The 20949-nt window shown below is 52.8% G+C and carries 21 protein-coding genes; all 21 read right to left on the bottom strand.

From position 1 onward, the window contains the following. Window positions 1–380: 380 nt before the first annotated feature. The 21 genes from D6M16_RS01680 to fliH all read right to left on the bottom strand — a co-directional run bounded on the left by D6M16_RS01680 (window position 381) and on the right by fliH (window position 20940). Entirely contained in the window at window positions 381–1160 is a 780-nt protein-coding gene (locus D6M16_RS01680) for a ParA family protein (protein ID WP_120510286.1), read from the bottom strand. Between the two features lie 9 nt (window positions 1161–1169). Beyond that, the gene (locus D6M16_RS01675) at window positions 1170–2306 is read right to left on the bottom strand and encodes a protein-glutamate methylesterase/protein-glutamine glutaminase (RefSeq protein ID WP_120510285.1); all 1137 of its coding nucleotides are present in this window, start codon (window positions 2304–2306) and stop codon (window positions 1170–1172) included. Between the two features lie 67 nt (window positions 2307–2373). Continuing rightward, window positions 2374–4551: a chemotaxis protein CheA gene (locus tag D6M16_RS01670; protein ID WP_120510284.1), complete on the bottom strand. Its 2178-nt coding sequence runs from the start codon at window positions 4549–4551 to the stop codon at window positions 2374–2376. A gap of 9 nt (window positions 4552–4560) precedes the next feature. Further along, window positions 4561–5283: a protein phosphatase CheZ gene (locus tag D6M16_RS01665; protein WP_120510283.1), complete on the bottom strand. Its 723-nt coding sequence runs from the start codon at window positions 5281–5283 to the stop codon at window positions 4561–4563. 35 nt (window positions 5284–5318) lie between these two features. Continuing rightward, the gene (gene cheY, locus D6M16_RS01660; protein WP_036748874.1) at window positions 5319–5690 is read right to left on the bottom strand and encodes a chemotaxis response regulator CheY; all 372 of its coding nucleotides are present in this window, start codon (window positions 5688–5690) and stop codon (window positions 5319–5321) included. 56 nt (window positions 5691–5746) lie between these two features. Further along, a complete protein-coding gene (locus tag D6M16_RS01655; RefSeq protein ID WP_120510282.1) occupies window positions 5747–6472 on the bottom strand; it encodes an RNA polymerase sigma factor FliA in 726 nt (241 codons plus the stop codon). Beyond that, the gene (locus tag D6M16_RS01650) at window positions 6465–7352 is read right to left on the bottom strand and encodes a MinD/ParA family protein (protein WP_027253951.1); all 888 of its coding nucleotides are present in this window, start codon (window positions 7350–7352) and stop codon (window positions 6465–6467) included. The genes D6M16_RS01655 and D6M16_RS01650 overlap by 8 nt, the downstream gene beginning before the upstream one ends. Beyond that, window positions 7345–8922 carry a flagellar biosynthesis GTPase FlhF gene (gene flhF / locus D6M16_RS01645; protein WP_120511828.1) on the bottom strand — a complete coding sequence of 526 codons (1578 nt, stop codon included), beginning with the start codon at window positions 8920–8922 and terminating at the stop codon, window positions 7345–7347. The genes D6M16_RS01650 and flhF overlap by 8 nt, the downstream gene beginning before the upstream one ends. Window positions 8923–8989: 67 nt before the next feature. Continuing rightward, entirely contained in the window at window positions 8990–11086 is a 2097-nt protein-coding gene (gene flhA, locus D6M16_RS01640) for a flagellar biosynthesis protein FlhA (RefSeq protein WP_120510281.1), read from the bottom strand. Window positions 11087–11278: 192 nt separating this feature from the next. Beyond that, a complete protein-coding gene (flhB, locus tag D6M16_RS01635; protein WP_120510280.1) occupies window positions 11279–12409 on the bottom strand; it encodes a flagellar biosynthesis protein FlhB in 1131 nt (376 codons plus the stop codon). Between the two features lie 21 nt (window positions 12410–12430). Continuing rightward, on the bottom strand, window positions 12431–13210 hold the full coding sequence (gene fliR, locus D6M16_RS01630) for a flagellar biosynthetic protein FliR (protein ID WP_120510279.1): 780 nt from the start codon (window positions 13208–13210) through the stop codon (window positions 12431–12433). Window positions 13211–13221: 11 nt separating this feature from the next. Continuing rightward, window positions 13222–13491, bottom strand: a complete 270-nt coding sequence (gene fliQ, locus D6M16_RS01625; RefSeq protein WP_027253946.1) for a flagellar biosynthesis protein FliQ — start codon at window positions 13489–13491, stop codon at window positions 13222–13224. A gap of 19 nt (window positions 13492–13510) precedes the next feature. Beyond that, window positions 13511–14365 carry a flagellar type III secretion system pore protein FliP gene (gene fliP, locus D6M16_RS01620; protein WP_420812191.1) on the bottom strand — a complete coding sequence of 285 codons (855 nt, stop codon included), beginning with the start codon at window positions 14363–14365 and terminating at the stop codon, window positions 13511–13513. Further along, a complete protein-coding gene (fliO, locus tag D6M16_RS01615; protein ID WP_120510278.1) occupies window positions 14362–14754 on the bottom strand; it encodes a flagellar biosynthetic protein FliO in 393 nt (130 codons plus the stop codon). Before fliO ends, fliP begins: the two co-directional genes overlap by 4 nt. Before the next feature lie 5 nt (window positions 14755–14759). Next, window positions 14760–15149 (bottom strand): flagellar motor switch protein FliN, encoded by a 390-nt coding sequence (fliN, locus tag D6M16_RS01610; protein ID WP_120510277.1) that lies wholly within the window; start codon window positions 15147–15149, stop codon window positions 14760–14762. 12 nt (window positions 15150–15161) lie between these two features. Beyond that, window positions 15162–16208, bottom strand: coding sequence for a flagellar motor switch protein FliM (gene fliM, locus D6M16_RS01605; RefSeq protein ID WP_027253942.1), 1047 nt, complete (start codon window positions 16206–16208; stop codon window positions 15162–15164). 7 nt (window positions 16209–16215) lie between these two features. Further along, window positions 16216–16704, bottom strand: coding sequence for a flagellar basal body-associated protein FliL (fliL, locus tag D6M16_RS01600; RefSeq protein WP_120510276.1), 489 nt, complete (start codon window positions 16702–16704; stop codon window positions 16216–16218). Between the two features lie 70 nt (window positions 16705–16774). Continuing rightward, window positions 16775–18235: a flagellar hook-length control protein FliK gene (locus D6M16_RS01595; protein ID WP_120510275.1), complete on the bottom strand. Its 1461-nt coding sequence runs from the start codon at window positions 18233–18235 to the stop codon at window positions 16775–16777. A gap of 99 nt (window positions 18236–18334) precedes the next feature. Beyond that, window positions 18335–18775 carry a flagellar export protein FliJ gene (fliJ, locus tag D6M16_RS01590; protein WP_120510274.1) on the bottom strand — a complete coding sequence of 147 codons (441 nt, stop codon included), beginning with the start codon at window positions 18773–18775 and terminating at the stop codon, window positions 18335–18337. Window positions 18776–18811: 36 nt separating this feature from the next. After that, the gene (fliI, locus tag D6M16_RS01585; protein WP_120510273.1) at window positions 18812–20128 is read right to left on the bottom strand and encodes a flagellar protein export ATPase FliI; all 1317 of its coding nucleotides are present in this window, start codon (window positions 20126–20128) and stop codon (window positions 18812–18814) included. Further along, window positions 20125–20940, bottom strand: a complete 816-nt coding sequence (fliH, locus tag D6M16_RS01580; RefSeq protein WP_120510272.1) for a flagellar assembly protein FliH — start codon at window positions 20938–20940, stop codon at window positions 20125–20127. Before fliH ends, fliI begins: the two co-directional genes overlap by 4 nt. Window positions 20941–20949 lie beyond the last annotated feature (9 nt).

The following is a 20949-nucleotide window of genomic DNA, read 5'->3' as shown; positions in this document are numbered from 1 at the left end:
AAACCGACGCAGCAGCATTCGGCAACTGGGTTGCCATTGCCCGCAGTGACGGCGGTTCGCCACCTTCAGCAAACGAGTTCACCGACGAGTTATCTCGCCCGGATTCATCCAGGCTATTAAAATCAAAGGGCTGATGAGTCTGGGTTTCTACCGTAACGCTTATCGCATCATCGGGTGACCCGCCGCTCAGTTGCTCATCTGCCGCATCAACAAGATCGCCAGTCTCTGACAACGGCTCCTGACCATCATCGCCTTCGTCTGACGCTGGCAAGTCATCCTGCAGTCCGACAGCGTCCGCGCTATCCTCTTCGGGCAACAAAGAATCATCCAGCAGCCCGAAAAAGTAATCATCTAATGCCTGTTCACTGGACAGCTTTGCGTTATCGCTCATCTTGACCAAGCCGCTCCAGATAATTCAATAAAGTTTTATATGCAAACACACCGCGTGAGCCACGGGCATACAAGGATGGCGGCATATGCTTGATACTGGCATCACGAAATTTGGTATCAATTGGTACAGCAGAAGCCCAGACCTGGTTGGCATAACGCAGCTTGAGTTCCTGTAATGTTTCCAGCGATGCCCGGGTCCGCTTGTCATACATAGTCGGCACAATAGTGACTTTGAATTCATCCGGCCTGGATTTTTGCATGATTTGCAACGTACGCATCATGCGCTCCAGACCTTTCATCGCCAGAAACTCCGTTTGTACCGGAATCAGAATGCGCTCGCTGGCAGCCAGTGCATTCACCATCATGACACCCAGGATCGGGGGACAGTCAATCAGCACATAATCATATTCTTCTTCCAGACATTTCAATGCCTTTTTCAGAATCAGCCCCATGCCACTGCGGGTTCCCATGACTCTGTCCAGGGTCGCCAGCGACATATGCGCGGGTATCAGATGGATATTGTTAAACCGTGTTTCCAGCACCAGAGGTTTGACAGTGTCGCGGTCAATCGTCGACAGCTGGAACAAATCAAACAGGCTGGATTCAAGGCGGTCAGAATCAAAGTTCAAATAGGTTGTCAGTGATGAATGTGGATCAGTATCCACCAACAAGACGCGCTTGTTTCGCTCACTCAACAGGCCCGCCAGACTGACAGTAGTCGTGGTTTTTCCCACGCCGCCTTTCTGGTTGGCAATGCTCCAGACTACCACGACATCTCCTTAAGCTAAGCCAACCTCAATCAGAATACGCTCAGCGATACGATCCAAAGGAAGATCTTCCGTCGATATCCCCGCCTTAGCAACCGCCTGCGGCATACCGTATACCACACAACTTTCTTCATCCTGTGCCCAGACAGTTGCGCCGGCAGACTTCAACATACGCGATCCGTCACGCCCGTCTGCGCCCATTCCGGTCAGGATCATAGACAACACCTTGTCATGATACACCTTGGCTGCAGAGCCAAAAGTGACATCGACACAAGGCTTGTAGTTCATGCGATCACCACCATCAATAATACGCAAACGCACATTGCCCGGGCGGCCTTCCAGCATCATTTGTTTACCGCCAGGTGCCAGATAAGCGGTACCGGCACGCAATACATCGCCATCTTCAGCCTCTTTCACACCAATTTTGCAAAGGTTATTCAAACGCGCCGCAAAGGCCGCGGTGAATGTAGCAGGCATATGCTGAACCAAAACAATGGGATAAGGGAATGAGCCTGGCAACTGAGTCAGAATTTTTTGTAACGCAACAGGACCGCCGGTCGATGTACCTATCGCCATAAGCTGATACTGTTTACCTGTTGCTTTGAACCGGGCGGCAGGCCGAACCGGTGCTGGTCGTGACGGCGGCGTCGCGGTCGCAGAACTGACAACTGTGCGGCCTGATGTCAGCGGACGAGCCGCTGGCGATGGCGTGACCGGACTGCTGGCACGCAAAGGCGTTCGCATAAAGACACGTTTACGGGCCAGTTCAGCGACACGCTTTTGCAGCAGAGAGATTGCCTCGTCTTTATTACGCGCAATATCTTCAAATTTTTTCGGCAGAAAGTCTAACGCACCCGCGTCCAGTGCATCTAATGTCGCCCGCGCGCCCTCATGGGTAAGCGAAGAAAACATCAGGATAGGTGTCGGGTTCGACTTCATGATTTCGCGCACAGCGGTGATACCATCCATCACCGGCATTTCGATATCCATAGTGATGACGTCAGGTTTCAGTGTCCGCGCTTTTTCAACGGCTTCTTTACCGTTTACAGCATCGCCAATCACTTCAAGGCGCGGATCCGCATTAATAATTTCACTCACCCGGCGGCGGAAAAAACTGGAGTCGTCCACCACCAACACTTTTACAGCCATGTCATATCTTTCCGTAAGCAATCAGGCCTGAATGAACAGGGGCCTTTTAAGCCCCTGTTAATTATTATTATCTGCGGCCTGCGTAATGTTTCAGAAGGTTGGGGACATCCAGAATCAGTGCAATGTGACCATCACTGGTGATGGTGGCACCCGCCATACCCGGTGTGCCCTGCAATAACTCATCCAGCGGCTTAATCACCACTTCTTCCTGACCGATAAGCGTATCCACGACAAAGCCCATTCTCTGATGGCCTATCTGAACAATCACCACATGCCCAAGCTGTTTTTCCCGCTTGGTAGCTGTGTGTCCTGCCAGCCAATCCTGGAGATAAAACAGCGGAATCGCTTTATCACGTACTATGATAGTCAGTTGCCCATCAACCACATTGGTCTTTCTGAGATCCAAATGGAAGATTTCATTCACACTGGCCAGAGGCAGTGCAAATGGCTGGTCAGCAACACCAACCATCAGTGTCGGCAAAATGGCCAGCGTCAACGGCACTTTAATATCAATGCGTGTGCCTTTGCCCAGATTGGAGTCAATGTAAATGGAACCGTTCAGCTGGCTGATAGCGGTTTTCACTACATCCATACCGACGCCACGACCGGAAATATCTGAGATTTCTTTTTTGGTCGAGAAACCGGGGGCGAAAATCAGGTTATAACATTCGCTGTCAGACAAACGCGCGGCGGCATCTGCATCCATAACACCGCGGTCAACGGCAATCTGTCGCAGCCGATCCGGATCCATACCGCCGCCGTCATCTTCGATGGTCAGCAAAATATGATCCCCTTCCTGCGCAGCAGACAAAAGCACAGTACCAATACGCGGCTTGCCGGCCTTCTCACGCACATCCGGCATTTCGATACCGTGATCGACTGAGTTACGTACCAGGTGAACCAAAGGATCGGCCAGCGCTTCCACCAGATTCTTATCGAGATCGGTTTCTTCACCGCGCATTTCCAGCACGATTTCTTTTTTCAGGCTACGGGCCAGGTCGCGTACAACACGCGGGAAGCGGCCAAAGACTTTCTTGATTGGCTGCATACGCGTTTTCATTACCGCCCCCTGAAGATCTGCGGTCACCACATCAAGGTTTGCAACAGCTTTTGACATTTCTTCGTCATTGCTGTTCTGGCCCAGGCTGATCAGGCGATTTCGCACCAATACCAGCTCACCAACCATGTTCATTATGGTGTCCAGGGTAGAGGTATCGACACGGACAGTGGCTTCAGCCTGCGTCTTTGATTTTTCTTTTAACCCGGTTGCTTTACGCTCAGCAACAGGCTGCGGCATCTCAGCAACGGGCTGAGCGCTGACAGGCGCGGGGTCGGCTTTCGCCTGTAACGCGTAAGCCGGTTTGGTTGCAATCGCCAGCTCTTCATCTGACGGTCCTTTACCGCTGCCGTGCAATTCATCTAGCAGACGTTCAAATTCGTCATCTGTCATTAAGTCGCCGTCACCTGTACCAGGTGCACTGGCAGCAGCAGGCGATTCGGACGTTTGCGCAGCAACTGGCGAGGCTGACTCATCAGCACCCGAAGTTTCATTGCCAGGCGCGTTACCTATACCGTGCAGCTCATCTAGCAGGCGTTCAAACTCATCGTCAGTGATATCGCCATTATCAAGGTCTGTCGAGACAGGTGCACTCTGAACAGCACTGGCTGAGGTGGCGCTTGGGCTGCCGCCCGCACCGTGCAACTCATCGAGCAGACGCTCAAACTCATCCTGAGTGATTTCATCCACCGAACCGCCAGCAATCGCGGGCTGTTCAGGTGAAGCCGGCTCGATTGCCGCTGCAGGAGCAGCAACCGGCGCTTGAGCTGAGACAGCCGCCGCCAGCTCTTCGGCACCCGGTGGCTGGCTGTAATAATGCAGCGCATCCAGCAAACTTTGTTCTGCTGGCTCAATCGGCTCACGGTCCTGCACCTGTGCGAACATCACATTGATGGTATCCAGTGCTTGAAGGATGACATCCATCAGCTCTGAAGTCACAGTGCGTTTACCGGTACGGAGTAAGTCAAAAATGTTCTCAGCACCGTGACAAGCGTCAACCAATGCCGTTAACGCCAAAAACCCGGCACCACCTTTGACAGTATGGAAGCCGCGGAAAATGGCATTCAGCAAATCTGTATCTTCTGGACGACGTTCCAAATCTACTAACTGCTCGGAAAGTAATTCCAGAATTTCCCCGGCTTCGATTAAAAAGTCCTGCAGGATATCTTCGTCTAAATCAAAGCTCATAAGCTTCCCCTAAAATCCAAGACTTGATAGCAAATCATCGACGTCATCCTGGGTAGACATAACGTCAGTGCGTTCAGCACTGTTGATAATTGGCCCTTCCGGGGAGAGTGTTTTGTCTTTCTGGCTCACGACTACTGAGCTTTCACTCTGTTCAATACCGGCAGCCTTCAGAATCTCAACCAGCTGATGCTCCACTTCATGAACAAGCTCGATCACTCTGCGAATAACCTGGCCCGTCAAATCCTGGAAGTCCTGTGCCATCAGAATCTCAGTCAGATGACGGTGAAGCTGTTCGCTGTCACCGTCGAGCTGAACTAATAATGCGTCAATATCGTGACAAAGCCGTTTAAATTCACCAAGGGTGATCTCCCCGTGCATTAAACGTTGCCACTGGGGTTTCACTTGCATCAGACGTTCACGCAATAAATCCGCAATAGGAAGCGTGCCTTCAACGGCATCCATTGTCCGGTTGGCGGCTTCCTCGGTTTTGTCTATCACATAATTCAGACGTCCACGTGCATCAGGAATGTCGGTCGTCGCTAAATCAGCAATACGGGGATCCAGACGAAAATTCTGCAATGAGTCATGTAATTGACGCGTCAATTTACCCACTTCGAGATACATCGGATCCCGACAATCCGACACCAGGCTTCGGAACAACTCGTCTGCGTCCGCTTGCCGGTCTTCTTCCAGCAGCGCGACGAGTTGTTTCGCCTGTTCAAGTGAAATCATATGTGTCTACCCTAGTTAGCGTCAGACTGACGGCATCACTGCATACGCTCGAAAATCTTGTCCAGTTTTTCTTTCAGCGTGGCAGCGGTGAATGGCTTAACAATGTAGCCATTGACACCGGCCTGAGCAGCTTCAATGATCTGCTCGCGCTTGGCTTCAGCAGTAATCATCAGTACTGGCAGGTGTTTCAGGCTTGCATCGGCCCGGATCTGCTTGAGCAAGTCAATGCCTTGCATGCCCGGCATATTCCAGTCGGTGACGACGAAATCGAAGTCGCCTTTCTTTAACATGGGTAACGCAGTCAATCCATCATCCGCCTCCTGGGTGTTATTAAAGCCCAGGTCACGTAGTAAGTTCTTGACGATACGGCGCATTGTTGAAAAGTCGTCAACAATGAGGATTTTCATATTTTTATTCAAAGTTGCCTCCACTGAGGTCACAGTGTTTCTTCTATATCGTGTGTTTATGAAGCAGTCCAAGCAGACAACTTGGCCCGCAGACGCTGCATTGCCTGACTATGAATCTGGCAAATACGGGATTCACTGACACCTAAAACGGCACCAATTTCTTTGAGGTTGAGTTCCTCGTCGTAATACAACGACAACACCAGTGCTTCCCTTTCCGGCAATGTGCGAATGGCACCAGCAAGAGCATGGCGAAAACTGCCGTCCGCAACATCCTGAAAAGGGAGGTTTTCTGCCACTGAATCTTCGGTTGCTACCGTATCTTCTGAGACACCCAGGTCGTCCATACCCACTAGGCGACCACAATTAACATCATTTAATGCCTGATGGTACTGTTCGAGTGTCATTTCGAGATATTCAGCAATTTCCTGGTCATTTGGATCGCGGCCGAGGCGGCTTTCCAACTGCGCAATGGCTTCAGATATCCGACGGTTGTTTTTGTACACGGAGCGAGGAACCCAGTCGCCACGACGGATATCATCCAGCATGGCGCCCCGAATTCGAATTCCGGCAAAAGTTTCAAAACTGGCACCTTTGCCCGGATCATAGTTCTGTTGTGCTTCCAGCAAACCAATCATGCCAGCCTGGATCAGGTCTTCCAGCTGTACATTGGGAGGCAATCGCGCCATCAGGTGATGCGCAATCCGCTTCACCAGTGACGAATACCGCTCAACAAACGCATGGGGGGATTCCTGATATCGGCCGTATGTTTGTGCTTTATTCACCCAGAGGTACCTCTTCAGGTGTTGGTTTAACTAATAACTTTTCAACAAAAAATTCCAGATGTCCGGCCGGATTGTTCGGTACCGGCCAGGTCAACGCTTTGTTGGCGAGCGTTGTCAGGGCCAATGCCGCTGGGCTGCGAGGGAAAGCTTCCACGACCACTTTTTGTCGCTTGATAGACTGACGTACCCTGTCATCTAATGGGATACAGGCAACCAACTCCATGTTGGCCTGCAAAAACCGCTCAGTCACCCGGGTCAGCTTGGCAAACAGCTCTCGCCCTTCGCGATAACTGCGGACCATATTGGCCACAATTTTAAACCTTTGTACCTGGTATTCCCGGTTCAGGATTTTAATCAGCGCATACGCATCGGTAATGGAGGTCGGCTCATCACATACGACAATTAGTACATCCTGGGCCGCGCCGGCAAAACTCAATACCATATCTGAGATCCCTGCTGCAGTATCCACCAGCAGGACATCCACTTCATCTTCAAGGGTGGCAAACGCGCGGATCAGGCCAACGTGCTGAGCACTGGACAGTTCCGCCATATTTTGCGTGCCCGAAGAGGCCGGTATGATTTTTACGCCGTAAGGACCTTCGATAATGATGTCCCGCAGATCGCACACACCTGAGAGGACATGAGACAGGTTACGACCCGCTCGCAGCCCCAGCATCACATCAACATTGGCCAGGCCAAGATCGGCATCCAGCACCATTACTCTCTTGCCCTGACGGGCCATGGCAATCGCCATATTGAGTGTGATGTTGGTTTTACCCACACCGCCTTTACCACCACTGACGGTGATCACTTTGGTCGAGGCCAGTTTTGTCATACGGCGCAAGCCGCTTGCTTGATCGTGCATCATGTTCTCAATCATAAAAATCCGCCCCCTGGTTATCTGCGCTGTCGCTGCTCCAGAAGTGGGTTTGCTGGCCCATGTCGTTTTCCAACAACTCGTTTGCACGATTAACCATGAAGTGTCCCGTGGCGACTTTAATGTCTTCAGGGACACGTTGACCATCCGCCAGATATGCGATCGGCAGAGCACTTTCCAGTGTGACACTGATAACTTCCCCCAGACTGAGGGTTTCATCCAGCTTTGTCAGCACGCAGCCCGACAACGGGATACGACGGAAATGCTCAATGGTTTCGTGCAGAACGCGGCGCTGGGAGGTCGCCGGTAATACCAGAAAGCTACGAATTTGTGAGCCACTATTATGCATCAGGGTATCCAGCTGTTCCTGCAGGCGAAGATCCCTTTGCCCCATGCCTGCTGTATCGAGCAGTACAAGGCGGCGATGCCGTAACTGATGAAGTATATCGGCAAGCTCTTCGGCATCTTTAGCAACTCTTACCGGACAGCCCAGAATTCGACCATAAGTCGCCAGCTGTTCATGTGCACCGATACGATAGGTATCTGTGGTGACCAATGCGATTTCATTCGGACCAAAGTCCATCGCCGCTCTGGCGGCCAGTTTGGCGATTGTTGTTGTTTTTCCTACACCGGTCGGCCCAAGCAGTGCGACCACGCCCCCGGTTTCGAGAATACAGTCATCAGTGGTAATGATCTGGTCGGCCAGCAGCTGAAGTAAGGATGACCAGGCCTTGTGCGGCTGGACATCTTCAGGAATATAACAAGCCAGCTGATCGGCCAGCTCTGAAGATAAGCCCATTTTTTCCAGGCGCTTAATCATCATGGCCCGCATCGGCTCACGACGCTCAACCTCCTGCCACATCAAACCAGACAACTGGTGTTCGAGCAGACGACGGATCGAGGCCATCTCACTGCGCATGGCATCCAGGTCATCGTCACGACCGGGCGAGCGCGCTTCATAGCGGCTGGGATCAAGACGATTCTGAAAAGCACTGTTTTTCTGATTTGCAGACGCTGGACTCACCCGGCCGGTGCGCCCTGCCGGTGCGTCTGCGTCATGATTTTGGCGATAGTCACCGTAAACACTCTGCTGTGACTGACGTCCAGCTGCTGCATAAGGATGTGAAGCCTGACGCCTATCGCTGCCGTAAGGGCTTTTCTCCGACTGAGGACGGGAAGAATAGTCATATCCTTGACGTTCAGCAGGGTGTCCGCCGATGTGCTTCGACTGGCGCTGTAATAAGGCTGACAGGGAGTCCACTTCCGTTTCAGGATCCTGAGCATAGTTTTGCAGCACCTTGGCAAAATGGCCGCTGGCAGGCTGCTGCAACTGCACCTTGTCGTCAGCCAATTTGCGCCTGGCCTCGCCAAAACGTTCCGCCAGGGCATCACGGGCAGGTTGTGACGGTGACGGCACCTTGGCTTCGCTGGCGTCATTATCCACCGCCGCCACGATCTCAACACCGCCGGTCACTTTCTTATTGGACATAATCACCGCATTCGCACCGAGTTGTTCTTTAACTTCACTCAGCGCGGTTCGCATGTCCTTGGCAAAAAATCGTTTAATTTTCAATTCAGTCTTCCCATCCGGTGACGGATTACCCTGCACGTTTTGGCTGACTCAGTCAGCCTGGGGACACCTAGTTACCCACAGCATTCACAATACGGATTTGCTTTTCATCAGGGATTTCCTGATAAGAAAGCACCCGCAGTGTCGGGATGGTGTTTTTCACAAATTTGGCTAACGTGCCGCGCAGTACGCCAGACGTTAACAGTACCGCCGGTTCGCCTTTCAGCTCTTGCTGATGGGTGGCTTCTGTCAGAGAGCGCTGCAAACGTTCTGCCAGACCCGGCTCTATACCGGAGGACTCGCCCCCGCTAGACTGCATTGTTTTATGCAATATTTGTTCCAACTCAGGAACAAGAGTGATAACAGGTAATTCAGGCTCTATTCCATTGATTTCCTGAACAATTAGACGTTTTAGGCCAATACGAGCGGCAGCGGTGAGGATGTCGGGATCTTGACTCTTACCGGAATACTCGGACAAAGTCTGGACTATGGTGCGGATATCCCGGATAGGCACACCTTCATGCAACAGGTTCTGCAGCACTTTCACCACAGCGCCTAACGGCAGCTGATCAGGGACAAAATTGTCCACCAGTTTCGGTGTGGACTGCCCCAGAACTTCCAGCAGGTTCTGTACTTCTTCATGCCCGAGCAACTGAGAAGCATTGTTCACCAGAATCTGACTCAGGTGGGTAGCCAGTACAGTGGCGGCATCAACAACGGTATAGCCCAATGCCTGAGCATGCTCCCGCTGTGATTCTAAAATCCAGATGGCTTCCAGTCCGAAGGCGGGATCGGTCGTCCGCTCCCCTTCCAGGCTGCCAAATACCTGACCCGGATTGATCGCCAGTTCCATATCAGGGTGAATATTTGATTCGCCGTTATTCACCCCCATCAGGCTGATTCGATAGGTATTGGGCGGCAATTCAAGGTTATCCCGGATATGGACCGGCGGAACCAGGAAGCCAAAATCCTGTGACAGTTTTTTCCGAACGCCTTTTACCCGCTCCAGCAGCTCGCCGCCCTGCTCTTTATCTACCATAGGGATCAGGCGGTAGCCGACTTCCAGACTGATGGTATCCATGGGCTGAACATCATCCCACGACAGCTCTTTGGTCACTGGCTTGCTGTCCAGTGTCTCAGGCGGAGCGGATTCTGCCAGCACTTTCGCGTGTTGCTCTTTCTTCACCCGCCAGTAGGCAATCAGGCCGATGATCAGCGCCAGCAGCAGAAACGGAATATGAGGCATACCGGGAACGATACCCATCACAAATAGTATCCCGCCTGTGATGATCAGCGCCTGAGGGTTATTGAACATCTGGAACAACATCTGCTGCCCCATGTCTTCGTCAGTATTTTGACGAGTCACCATCATGGCAGCGCCGATGGACAGCAACAGAGACGGGATTTGCGCCACCAGACCATCACCTATGGTCAGCAGGCTGTAGATATGAATTGCCTCATTGAAGCTGAGATCATGCTGGCCCATACCAATGATCAGGCCACCAATAATATTAATGAAGAGGATCAGGATACCGGCAATGGCATCCCCTTTCACAAATTTAGAGGCACCGTCCATTGAACCGTAAAAGTCGGCTTCTTTGGTGACTTCGCTGCGGCGCGTTCGTGCCTGCTCCTGATCGATTAACCCGGCGTTAAGATCGGCATCAATCGCCATTTGCTTACCCGGCAAGGCATCAAGAGTAAAGCGGGCACTAACTTCAGAAATACGGCCAGCACCTTTGGTAACCACCATGAAGTTGATGATCATCAGAATCAGGAATACGACCAAACCAACCGCGTAATTCCCCCCGATCACCACTGAGCCAAAGGCGTCGATCACCTGGCCTGCCGCCTCCGGGCCTTCATGACCATTCAGCAGTACAACCCGGGTTGATGCCACGTTCAGTGCCAGCCTGAGCAGGGTGGCAATCAGCAGTACGGTCGGGAAAGCCGCAAAGTCCAGCGGGCGGCGGGTATAGACAGTGACCAGCAGCACCACAAGGGCCAGCGCAATATTAAAAGAAAAGGCCATATCCAGCAGCATTGCTGGCATTGGCAACACAACCATCGCCAATGTTGCCAGTACCATGACAGGCGCGCCGATTGCAGGTAGAGACTGTAATCGGTGTAAAGGCAATTTATCTGAAAAAGGTATCGGCAGCTTCATGCATTCTTATCAGGTTGGAATCGGTTAATCGTCAGTGCTCACTAAGTGTTCACCGCGTATTCACTGCCTTACACTTGGTGTGCCGGTGAATCGCAGACAACTGAACGGGCTAAGCTTCGCATAAAGCAAAATTTATACCGCCTTGATAAGTCAATATTTTGACCTGCAGCCAAAACATTTTATATCAAGCAATTAGCGCCGTAATTCGGGAGGAATATCAACAGCCCCTGCCGATAACTTGGGTCGCTTACCATTACCGCGCCGGTATTGTTTGAGCTGGAACACGTACGCCAGCACCTGTGCCACAGCGGCAAACAGACCATCCGGTATTTGCTGTTCCAGCTCGGTACTGTGATAGAGAGAGCGAGCCAGCGGAGGTGCGGGCACAATATCAATCTTATATTGGTTGGCCACTTCCCGGATTTTCATCGCCATATGATCAGTACCTTTGGCAATGACCACCGGCGCCTTGTCCAGTGTGGGATCATAACGTAAGGCAACAGAGAAGTGCTCCGGGTTGGTAATCACTACATCGGCCTTTGGCACTTCCGCCATCATGCGCCGCTGCGCCATTTCACGCTGCAGCATACGGATACGGCCTTTGACCTCAGGTTTACCTTCGACATCTTTATATTCGTCTTTGACTTCCTGTTTGGTCATCTTCAACTGCTCGTTATGCTGCCAGATCTGGTAAGGCACATCAATTGCGACCACCACCAGCAGCGAGCAACAGATCAGCAAGACAAAGCGCAGTAAAATCTCCAGTGCATGAAAGATATTGCTCGGATAAGTCTCTATGCTGAGCTGAAAGAAACCTTCCAGGCTGCTGTACATCAGGTAGTAAGCAACACCGGCCACCAAAGTGACTTTCAGAATGGATTTCACCAGTTCAACGGCACTTTGCTTACCTATCATACGTTTAAGGCCGCTGCCCGGGTTCATTCTTGAGAGCTTGGGTCTTGCCGCCTCAGCGGAAAAACTGATTCCGCCCAGAGCGGAAGCGCCAATCAGTGCTGCCACAAACAAGAATAACAACACCAGAAGCAAAGGCCACAGCATATGCGCTATGGCATCACCGGTCACAGAAAGCAGCTTGGTAAAATCAAACACTTCTTCACGGCTGAGCGTAAAAAATTTGCGCATGACTTCACTCAAAGCAACGGCCAGCATTTCGCCAAACCACATCAGGCCAACCGCACCCGATACCAGTACCGCAACCGACGCCAGTTCTTTTGATCGCGCGACCTGACCTTTTTCACGCGCTTGCTGCAACCGTCGGGGGGTTGCGTCTTCAGTACGTTCTTGTCCGTCTGACTCAGCCATCAGACTCCCTCCTGTCTGCCATCAGCAATCGAGCCTGATCAGGCTGCAGATTTGCTCTGTACCCAGTTGCCAGTGTTCTTCATACTGCGCCTGGATGCCAATTAACAGATACCAGCTGACAAACAGCCCCAGCAAGAGCGCAAACGAGAAGCCCAGGGAGAAAATATTCAGCTGAGGTGCCGCACGTGTCATGACGCCGAACGAGAGGTTCACCGTCAGCAGCGCAATAATCCCTGCCAGCGACATGTTTAAACCGGCTTTGAACATCCAGCCGAACCAGCCCGCCAGCTGCTGATAATCCACCGCCTGCAACATCGACTGGCCGACCGGCAAAGTGGTAAAGCTCAGCACCACCAGCCTGAGCATCGCCAGATGACCGTCAGTGGCGAGAAATAACATGATGGCCAGCATCATATACAGCTGACCCAGCACTGGGGTGTTTTGCCCGTTGGCCGGGTCGACCATAGAGGCAAATCCGAGGCTGGACTGCATACCCAGGATCTGCCCTAACAATACAAATGTCTGGGTGACAAACTGCGTCACCAGCCCCATAGCGACACCTATGATCACCTGCTGGCCGGTGGTGAGAAAGCCCTCAAAAGATAACAGAGGAATATCAGGGACCTGAGGCAGCATAGGCATCACAGCAAAAGTCACTGTCAGCGACAGATAAAGCCGGATACGCATCGACACGAAACGGGCGCCGAAGAAAGTCATGCTCATCATCATGGCGCCGATGCGGGTCAACGGCCAAAAATAATTGGCCAGCCAATCTAAAATGACCTCCGCCGGATACGTCATGACCTGTCTGCTCAGTAAAGAATTTGAGGAATGTGCTCAATGATGCGATGAAAATAATCCATCAGCATTCTGGTCATCATATGACCAAACACCATCAGCGCAACCAGGGTAATCACCAGACGAGGCAGGAAACTTAACGTCTGCTCATTGATGGATGTGGCGGCCTGAAAAACCGCAACCACCAAACCGATCAGCAAGCCAGGTATGACGATCACGCAGACCATCACCAGGACCATGTAGAGGGCTTCCTGAAAAATTTCGACGAAGGCTTCTGGCGTCATTGTCTGTCACTCCCTGTCATCAGGTGCCGAAGCTGCCGGCCAGTGTCGACAGGATCAGGTTCCAGCCATCCACCAGTACGAACAACATTAATTTAAACGGCAGTGAGACTATCATCGGCGACAGCATCATCATACCCATGGCCATCAGTATGGAGGCCACGACCAGATCGATGACCAGAAAAGGCAGAAACAGCATAAAGCCAATCTGAAATGCCGTTTTGAGCTCCGAGGTAATAAAAGCAGGGATCAGTACTGTCATAGGTACCTGCTGGGGGTCTGTTGCCTGCGATCCCGACATATCCACGAAGGTTTCCAGATCTTTCACCCGCGTTTGTTTGAGCATGAACTGGCGCAGCGGATCCTGGGCAACCGTCAGGGCTTCACGGGCAGAGAGCTCTTCATTGATATAAGGCTGAACGGCTTTGGTATTGATCTCATCCAATACCGGGGACATGACAAAGAAAGTCATGAACAAGGCTATCCCGATAATTACCTGGTTTGACGGGGTCTGCTGCAAACCGAGCGCCTGACGCAAAATCGACATCACCACCACGATGCGGGTAAATGAGGTCATCAGGATCACAATGGCAGGCAAAAAGCCCAGCGCCGTCATCAACGCCAGAATTTGCAGTGTGACGGAGTAATCTTCGGTGCCATCCGGGTTCACTGATACCGAAAACGCCGGAATACCGCCACCACCTTTGGTGGTCAGCAGGGTTGCAGCCCCTTTATCGCTCTGCATTTCGCTGACGGTGACATTGTTACCCGCCACATTCCCCAGTCCGCCACCTTCGCTCTGCGCACTCGCCATACCGGAAAGCAGCAGGCAAAGTGCACCGACAACCCAGATAAAGAAGTTAGATCTATACATCATTGTCTTTTCAACAACTTACCGAGTTGCTGAGCAAACTCACCGTTGCCTGCACCGGCACTGACCGGCAAGGGGGTTTCCAGCTTGGTCAGCATTGAAATATTTTGCGGCGTTACACCAATGAGCAACTGCTCGTCACCTACCTGCACCAGCACGATTCGCTCACGCTGGCCTACCACCACCTGGCGGACAATCTGCAGCCCGTTATCTCCGCCACTGACACCCGGCAGCTTCATGCGACGCAGCAGCCAGGCAAGAAACACGATAAGAACCAATACCAGCAGCAGCGAACCAATCGTTGCGCCCATATCCAGCTCCGGCGCCCCGGCCGCCCATACCGGCTGGCTGAGTAATGCCAGACCGGCCAGCAATGTGCTTTTCAATGCTTTCATCCCTGTTACCGCAGCTTCTTAATACGTTCAGTCTGACTGATCACATCGGTCAGACGAATACCGAATTTATCGTTGACCACCACCACTTCACCGTGGGCAATCAAAGTACCATTGACCAGTACATCCAGCGATTCGCCGGCAACACGGTCCAGTTCAACGACCGAGCCCTGGTTTAATTGCAGTAAGTTACGGATACTGATTTTGGTGCGTCCGACTTCCATTGAAATCGTGACCGGAATATCCATGATGGAATCCAGACGACGTCGTTCTTCATCCGTAATAGGGGTACTTTCGTCTGTGAGTTCTTCCAGCGGTGCCGCTTCAATATTGTCGTCGGCCTGTTCAGCCAGGGCTGCTGCCCAGTCGTCAGCAACTTGTTGATCTTTATCTGACATAAATCACCTGTATTAATCGTCAATCGGGTCAGTAGCGGAGAAAGTCGGACTCAGCTCATCGCCATCTAAGAAGGCAAGGTCCGTTTTCACCGTATCTGGCCGCTTAAGTTTCTTGGAAATCTTTATCGCCACATGATCACCGGATTTACCCATTTTTCCGCGGTATGTCGGCAGATCCTCGACGTAGAGAGTGGCCGTTTCCGGCAATTCAATCGGTATCACATCGCCGGAATGCAACTCCATCAGATCCCGCAGCGTCAGGTCAATATCGAGCAATTTGGCACGCAGATTCACTTCGACATCCATCACCTCATCCCGCAGTGCCTTGCTCCAGCGGACATCGGTGTCCATTTTGTCACTCTGGACGCCGGCATCAAGCAATTCGCGTATCGGCTCGACCATGGAGTACGGCATCACAACATGGAAATCGCCGCCGCCGCCATCCACTTCAATGTGGAAAGAGCTCACCACTATCACTTCTGTCGGGCTGACGATATTGGCCATGGTCGGGTTCACTTCGGAATCCAGGTATTCGAATTCCACGCCCATCACAGGTGACCAGGCTTCACGATAGTCTTCAAAAACCAGTTTCAGCAGCATCTGGACGATACGCCGCTCAGTCGGCGTGAATTCACGCCCCTCGATCTTGGCGTGGAAACGGCCATCTCCACCAAAGAAGTTCTCAACCAGAATAAAGACCAACCGGGCTTCCATGGTAATTAAGGCCGTGCCTTTCAGGGGACGAAAACGCACCATGTTTAAACTGGTCGGGACATAAAGGGTGTTCTGGTACTCGCCGAATTTGAGCATCTGTACGCCATTGATCGACACTTCTGCCGTCTTGCGTAACATGTTAAACAAACTGATCCGCATATGGCGGGCAAAACGCTCATTGATAAGCTCAAGCGTCGGCATCCGGCCACGGACAATGCGGTCTTGCGATGAGAAGTCAAACGAGATAACCCCAGTGCCTTCCTCTTGCCGGGGGTGATCATCCTCTACATCATCGACGCCATGCAGCAGCGCATCAATTTCGTCTTGGGTTAATAAATCAGTCACTGGGAACCTATTGCATTACAAAGCCAGTAAACAGAACCTGTTCGACCACAGGGCTGCCAGATACTTTCACCAGCGCAGACTGCACGGATTGCAGCGACTGTTGACGTAGTTCAAGCCGTCCGCTGGGTGAACGAAGCTGCTCCACACTGGCGGCACCGAAAGATTGAAGCAGGGTGCTTTCTACCAAAGGAATGTGTTGACGGGCCAGAGTATCATTCTCATCGCCGCGTACCATGAGTTGTACTTTCACCTGTACCAGCCGCTGCTGGGTATCCCCCGTCACATTGAAAATAAAGGGGTGCGGCAAAATCACGTAATAAGCCGGTTCCGGCTTACCTGAAGACTGGGATGCCGACATGCCATCGCTACCCGCAGCAGACTGATCGTCAGACAGGAAAAACCAGGCTGCTACGCCCCCCAATAGCACGGGGACTAATGCAATTAAAATCAATATAATGCGTTTTTTGCTATTTGTTGTTGCCGCTGATTCAGCCATATTTCCAATTCCGTTCGCGGATCAATAATAGTCACTTGGGTGTCGCAAAATACCAGCTATGGCGCTGGGATCATGCGTAATAATCAATACCGTCGCTTTGCTCGCTGACAGTCACGGCAATCGCATTGCCATCGTCATCATCCCGCTGCGACTGGCCACTCTGACCGCCTCTGGCCATGCCTTCTTCACCCTGTTGCGTGCCGGTATGCTGGCCGGCAAATTGCTGATTACCGTCCTGCTGCACGCTTCCCTGGGTCAACTGGATACCTTGCTGCTGTAACAGCTCTCTCAATCGCGGCATAGCCTGTTCAACCAGATCCCGGGTCTGTGCATTACCAACATGGAACTGCACCGATGCCTGATCATTATTAATGGCCAGTTTTATCTGCATCCGGCCCAGTTCTGGGGGATCCAGGCGAATATCAACATGCTTGAGATTTTTACTCATCAGCATCTGCACCCGCTCCGCCAGTTGCTCACCAGCCATCTCTTTTTGCAGAGGAAGTGCGGTTGGCTGTGCCTGCGCTTCAGCTCGCTGCATCGCTGTCAGTGAAGAGGGTTGCCCGGTGATCGCATTGGTGCCAGATGCAGGTCCGGTCGCCATGGCGTCTTTTTGTACCGTCTCCATCTGCAGCCCGGCATCAGACAAAGCCGCCTGAAGCGATGCCGATACGCCCGTTTGACCGGCTCCCGCCTGATTAGCATTTACACCGTCAGCCGCTCCGGCTTCCCCGCCTTTGGCAGAAGCAGAAAGCCGGGCAATGGCGTCACTGAGCCAATCTGGCTGAGCATCTCCTTCGCTGCCCGCCTTCGCATCACCCTGAATGGCCGACTGAACCGAGCCGGCTACCAGCGTCAGGTCAGGTTTGTCACCCTTACCTTTAGCATCAGAAGCGGTACCTTTGGTGACCGCTGCCAGCATCTCAGCAAGTTTACCCGATCGTCCTGCAACCACACCGTCATCAACAACTCCAGCTTCAGCTTCAGACAGCTCACTGTTGAGCGCCTGAGTGCCTGCTTGCATTGTCATTCCAGGCGGTAAGAAGGCGCCTCCTGCTCCTTGTACTTCACTGCTTTCAGATTCAGGTGGCAATTCTTTGCCATCTTTTGCCATCTGCAGTTGCTGGCTGGAGGCATTCAGCCTGTCTAACAGTGCTTCTGCCTCGGCGCGAATACTCTCTTCCGTGCTCTCAGACTCAGGGCTTTCGCCTGCCGCTGTCTGCGAGGCATCCGACGCTTTTTCCGATGATTTACCGGCTGCAACTGCGTCTGCACTTTCTTGCCGCTGGCTGTCTTTCGCCTTGTGTGTTTGCGCGGCGTTATCGCTGGTCTTTGTCGACTGCGCGGCAGTCGATTCAATTTTTTGACGCTTAGTCGCCGTTTTACTTTCACTGTGAACGGCAGACTCAAGTCGTGATGAAAACCCCGACAGTCCCGTTTCCTCGCGGCTGTCAGAACGAGCAGGCTTACCCGGCCGGACAGAGGATCCGGACGTGCTAAAATCGACAGAAATGCTGCTGGACGGTTTCATAACTACCTTACACTGACAATTATTTGACGACCAAAGTCGTGGTTATACTCAAAACCATGCAAGAAGTGAACCAGCTCTTGAGTTGACTGCGATAAGCGATTAACACCGGCGGCGGGCAGATTGCAGCGAGGCAAACTCATCCATTAACTTTTGCTCCTGACGCGCCAGACGCTGTTCCCGCTCTGTGTGTTTTTTTTCCAGCAGCCATTCAACTGACTTACGCTCAGTACGAGCCTGTTGCCAGAACTCAGCACATTTCTCTACCTGACGTTCAAATTCACGGCCGGCCGCCCCCTGCTGAACCAGAGTTTCGTCTAACTGCCCCAGGAATTTATGCAGGTGGCTGAACTGACTGGCCGTCAGTCCATTCTGGCCCCGCTCGGTCAATTGCAGGCAGTAATCGTAGCGGTACTTTTCAATTTGTTCGCGCTGCTGGTAAAAGCTGTCCAGATCCCGCTTGGCCTGCTGAAGTGCCAGAAAAGCGTTATGTTCTTTGTCTTTGACCTGTTCAAGTATCAGGGTCAGTGCCTGATCAGACATCCGCGCCTCCGGCCATGCCGTTTAGGTGTTTCATACTCAGGCTCCCAGCGTAGAGCGGAGCATATTGACGCACATGTCATAGGGAACCGACTCTTTCATGCTTTGCTGTAAGTACTGATCCAATCTGGGTTTTAAGGTAAATGCCTGGTCGATTGCCGGATCCGACCCCGGCTTGTACGCACCGATAGACACAAGATCCTGGTTTTTACGGCAAACAGACAATATCTGCCGCACGGCTTTCGACATCAGCATCTGCTCTTCATCCACGATGGCTGGCATAACACGGCTGACAGAACGTTCAACATCGATCGCCGGATAATGACCGGCATCGGCCATCTCACGTGACAACACGATATGACCGTCAAGAATCGCTCGTGATGCATCAGCGATAGGATCCTGCAGGTCATCACCTTCAGTCAGAACCGTAAAAAAGGCCGTGATCGACCCCTGTTGATCGCCGCCATTGCCGGCTCGCTCAACCAGAGCCGGAAGCTTGGCAAACACAGACGGCGGGTATCCTTTGGTCGCCGGCGGTTCGCCAATCGACAGGGCAATTTCACGCTGCGCCTGAGCAAAGCGAGTGAGCGAGTCCATCAGCAATAGCACATCCAAGCCCTGATCCCGGAAATATTCCGCCACGGTCAGGGCAGTCTGGCACCCTTTCAGGCGCATCAGAGGTGAAGCATCAGCAGGGGCTGCCACCACAACCGCGCGCTGGCGACCTTCTTCACCTAAGATCTCATCAATAAATTCTCTGACTTCACGGCCACGCTCACCAATCAGTCCAACCACCACCACTTGCGCCGTGGTGCCCCGGGTCATCATGCCCAGAGTGACAGATTTACCCACCCCGGAACCGGCAAACAGGCCAATCCGCTGGCCTTTACCTACGGTCAGCAGCCCATTAATGGCTTTCAGTCCGACATCCAGAGGTTCGCTGATGGGTTTTCTTGCAAGAGGGTTGATCGGTTCCGCATTCAGTGCGGCCCGCGCCGAGGTGTAAATCTGCCCTTTGCCGTCCAGGGGGTTACCCATGCCGTCAATAACCCGGCCAAGCAGCTCAGGCCCCACCGGCAGGCCGCCATCGCCCATCACAGGCGTGACTTTAGCGCCGGGCATCACCCCGGTCAGCTGTTCACTGGGCATCAAGTACAGGGTATCGCCACTGAATCCGACGACTTCCGCTTCAATACTGCCCTGTACCGCTTCGACAGAGCACACACTGCCAACAGGTGCCCGGCAGCCAATGGCTTCCAGTGTTAAACCGACCACACGCACCAGTCGTCCGGAGGCGACGGGACGGCAGGCCAGCCCCTGTAAGCGGTAGCTACCCAGCCGTTGCGACAGGGTCATTGCGCAGCATCCTGTGATGCATTGTCAGCCGGACGCTGATTCATGCCCAGAAACTGGGTCAGCAGATAACGAACACGATCTTCCATCCGATAATCCACCGCAGAGTCACCGGCGCTGATCTGGACATCACCGCGTTCAAGCCCCGGTTCTGCCAGCAATTGCCAGCGACGGTTATCGAGTTCCTGCTGGCTGTACGCGGCGGTTACCAGCACAAGATCGTCCGGATGCAACTGCACAGTGATCGACTGGGAGGCCAACGGCAAGGTGGCAATAGCTTCTCGTAAGGTGGACAGAATAACCTGAGGATTCGTCTGCACTTCGACCCGGATGAGTTCGCGGGTCAACACGCTGACCATTTCCACCAGCTGGTTTTCTACCTGCTTGTCAACCTGCTGTAACGGCAGTGCGAGTTTGTCAAACACCTGCGTTAAGTGCGCGACGTGCTGCTCAACAATTTCCTGACCGGCAGCCAGCCCTTCTTCCCGGCCCACTTCCAGTCCTTCCTGATGGCCGGCCGCGACACCTTCCTGCCTTCCGGTTTCAAAACCTTCAGCATGACCGGCGGCCCGGCCTTCGGCCAGTCCTTCTTCATAGGCAGACTGGCGGATATCGTCCAGATCCGCCGCCGTCAGTGGCAGAGGCGCTTGCTCCTCTTCCTGTACCTCTCTGGGGCGCCAGCCCGGATCATAATTTAAAGCGTTCTCAACCGGACCGCGATCTTCATCGGTGTAATCGGGATAAGCCCAGCGTTCCAGTTCTTCCGCCTGATGACCACTCAGGCGTACAAAGCCCCGACGGCGTTCAATCGTCATTGTGCTTCC

It is taken from the genome of Photobacterium salinisoli, assembly GCF_003614885.1.
GTDB classification, from domain to species: domain Bacteria; phylum Pseudomonadota; class Gammaproteobacteria; order Enterobacterales; family Vibrionaceae; genus Photobacterium; species Photobacterium salinisoli.
Note: the sequence above shows the minus strand (reverse complement) of the source record. Positions and strands in the feature narration are given on the sequence as shown.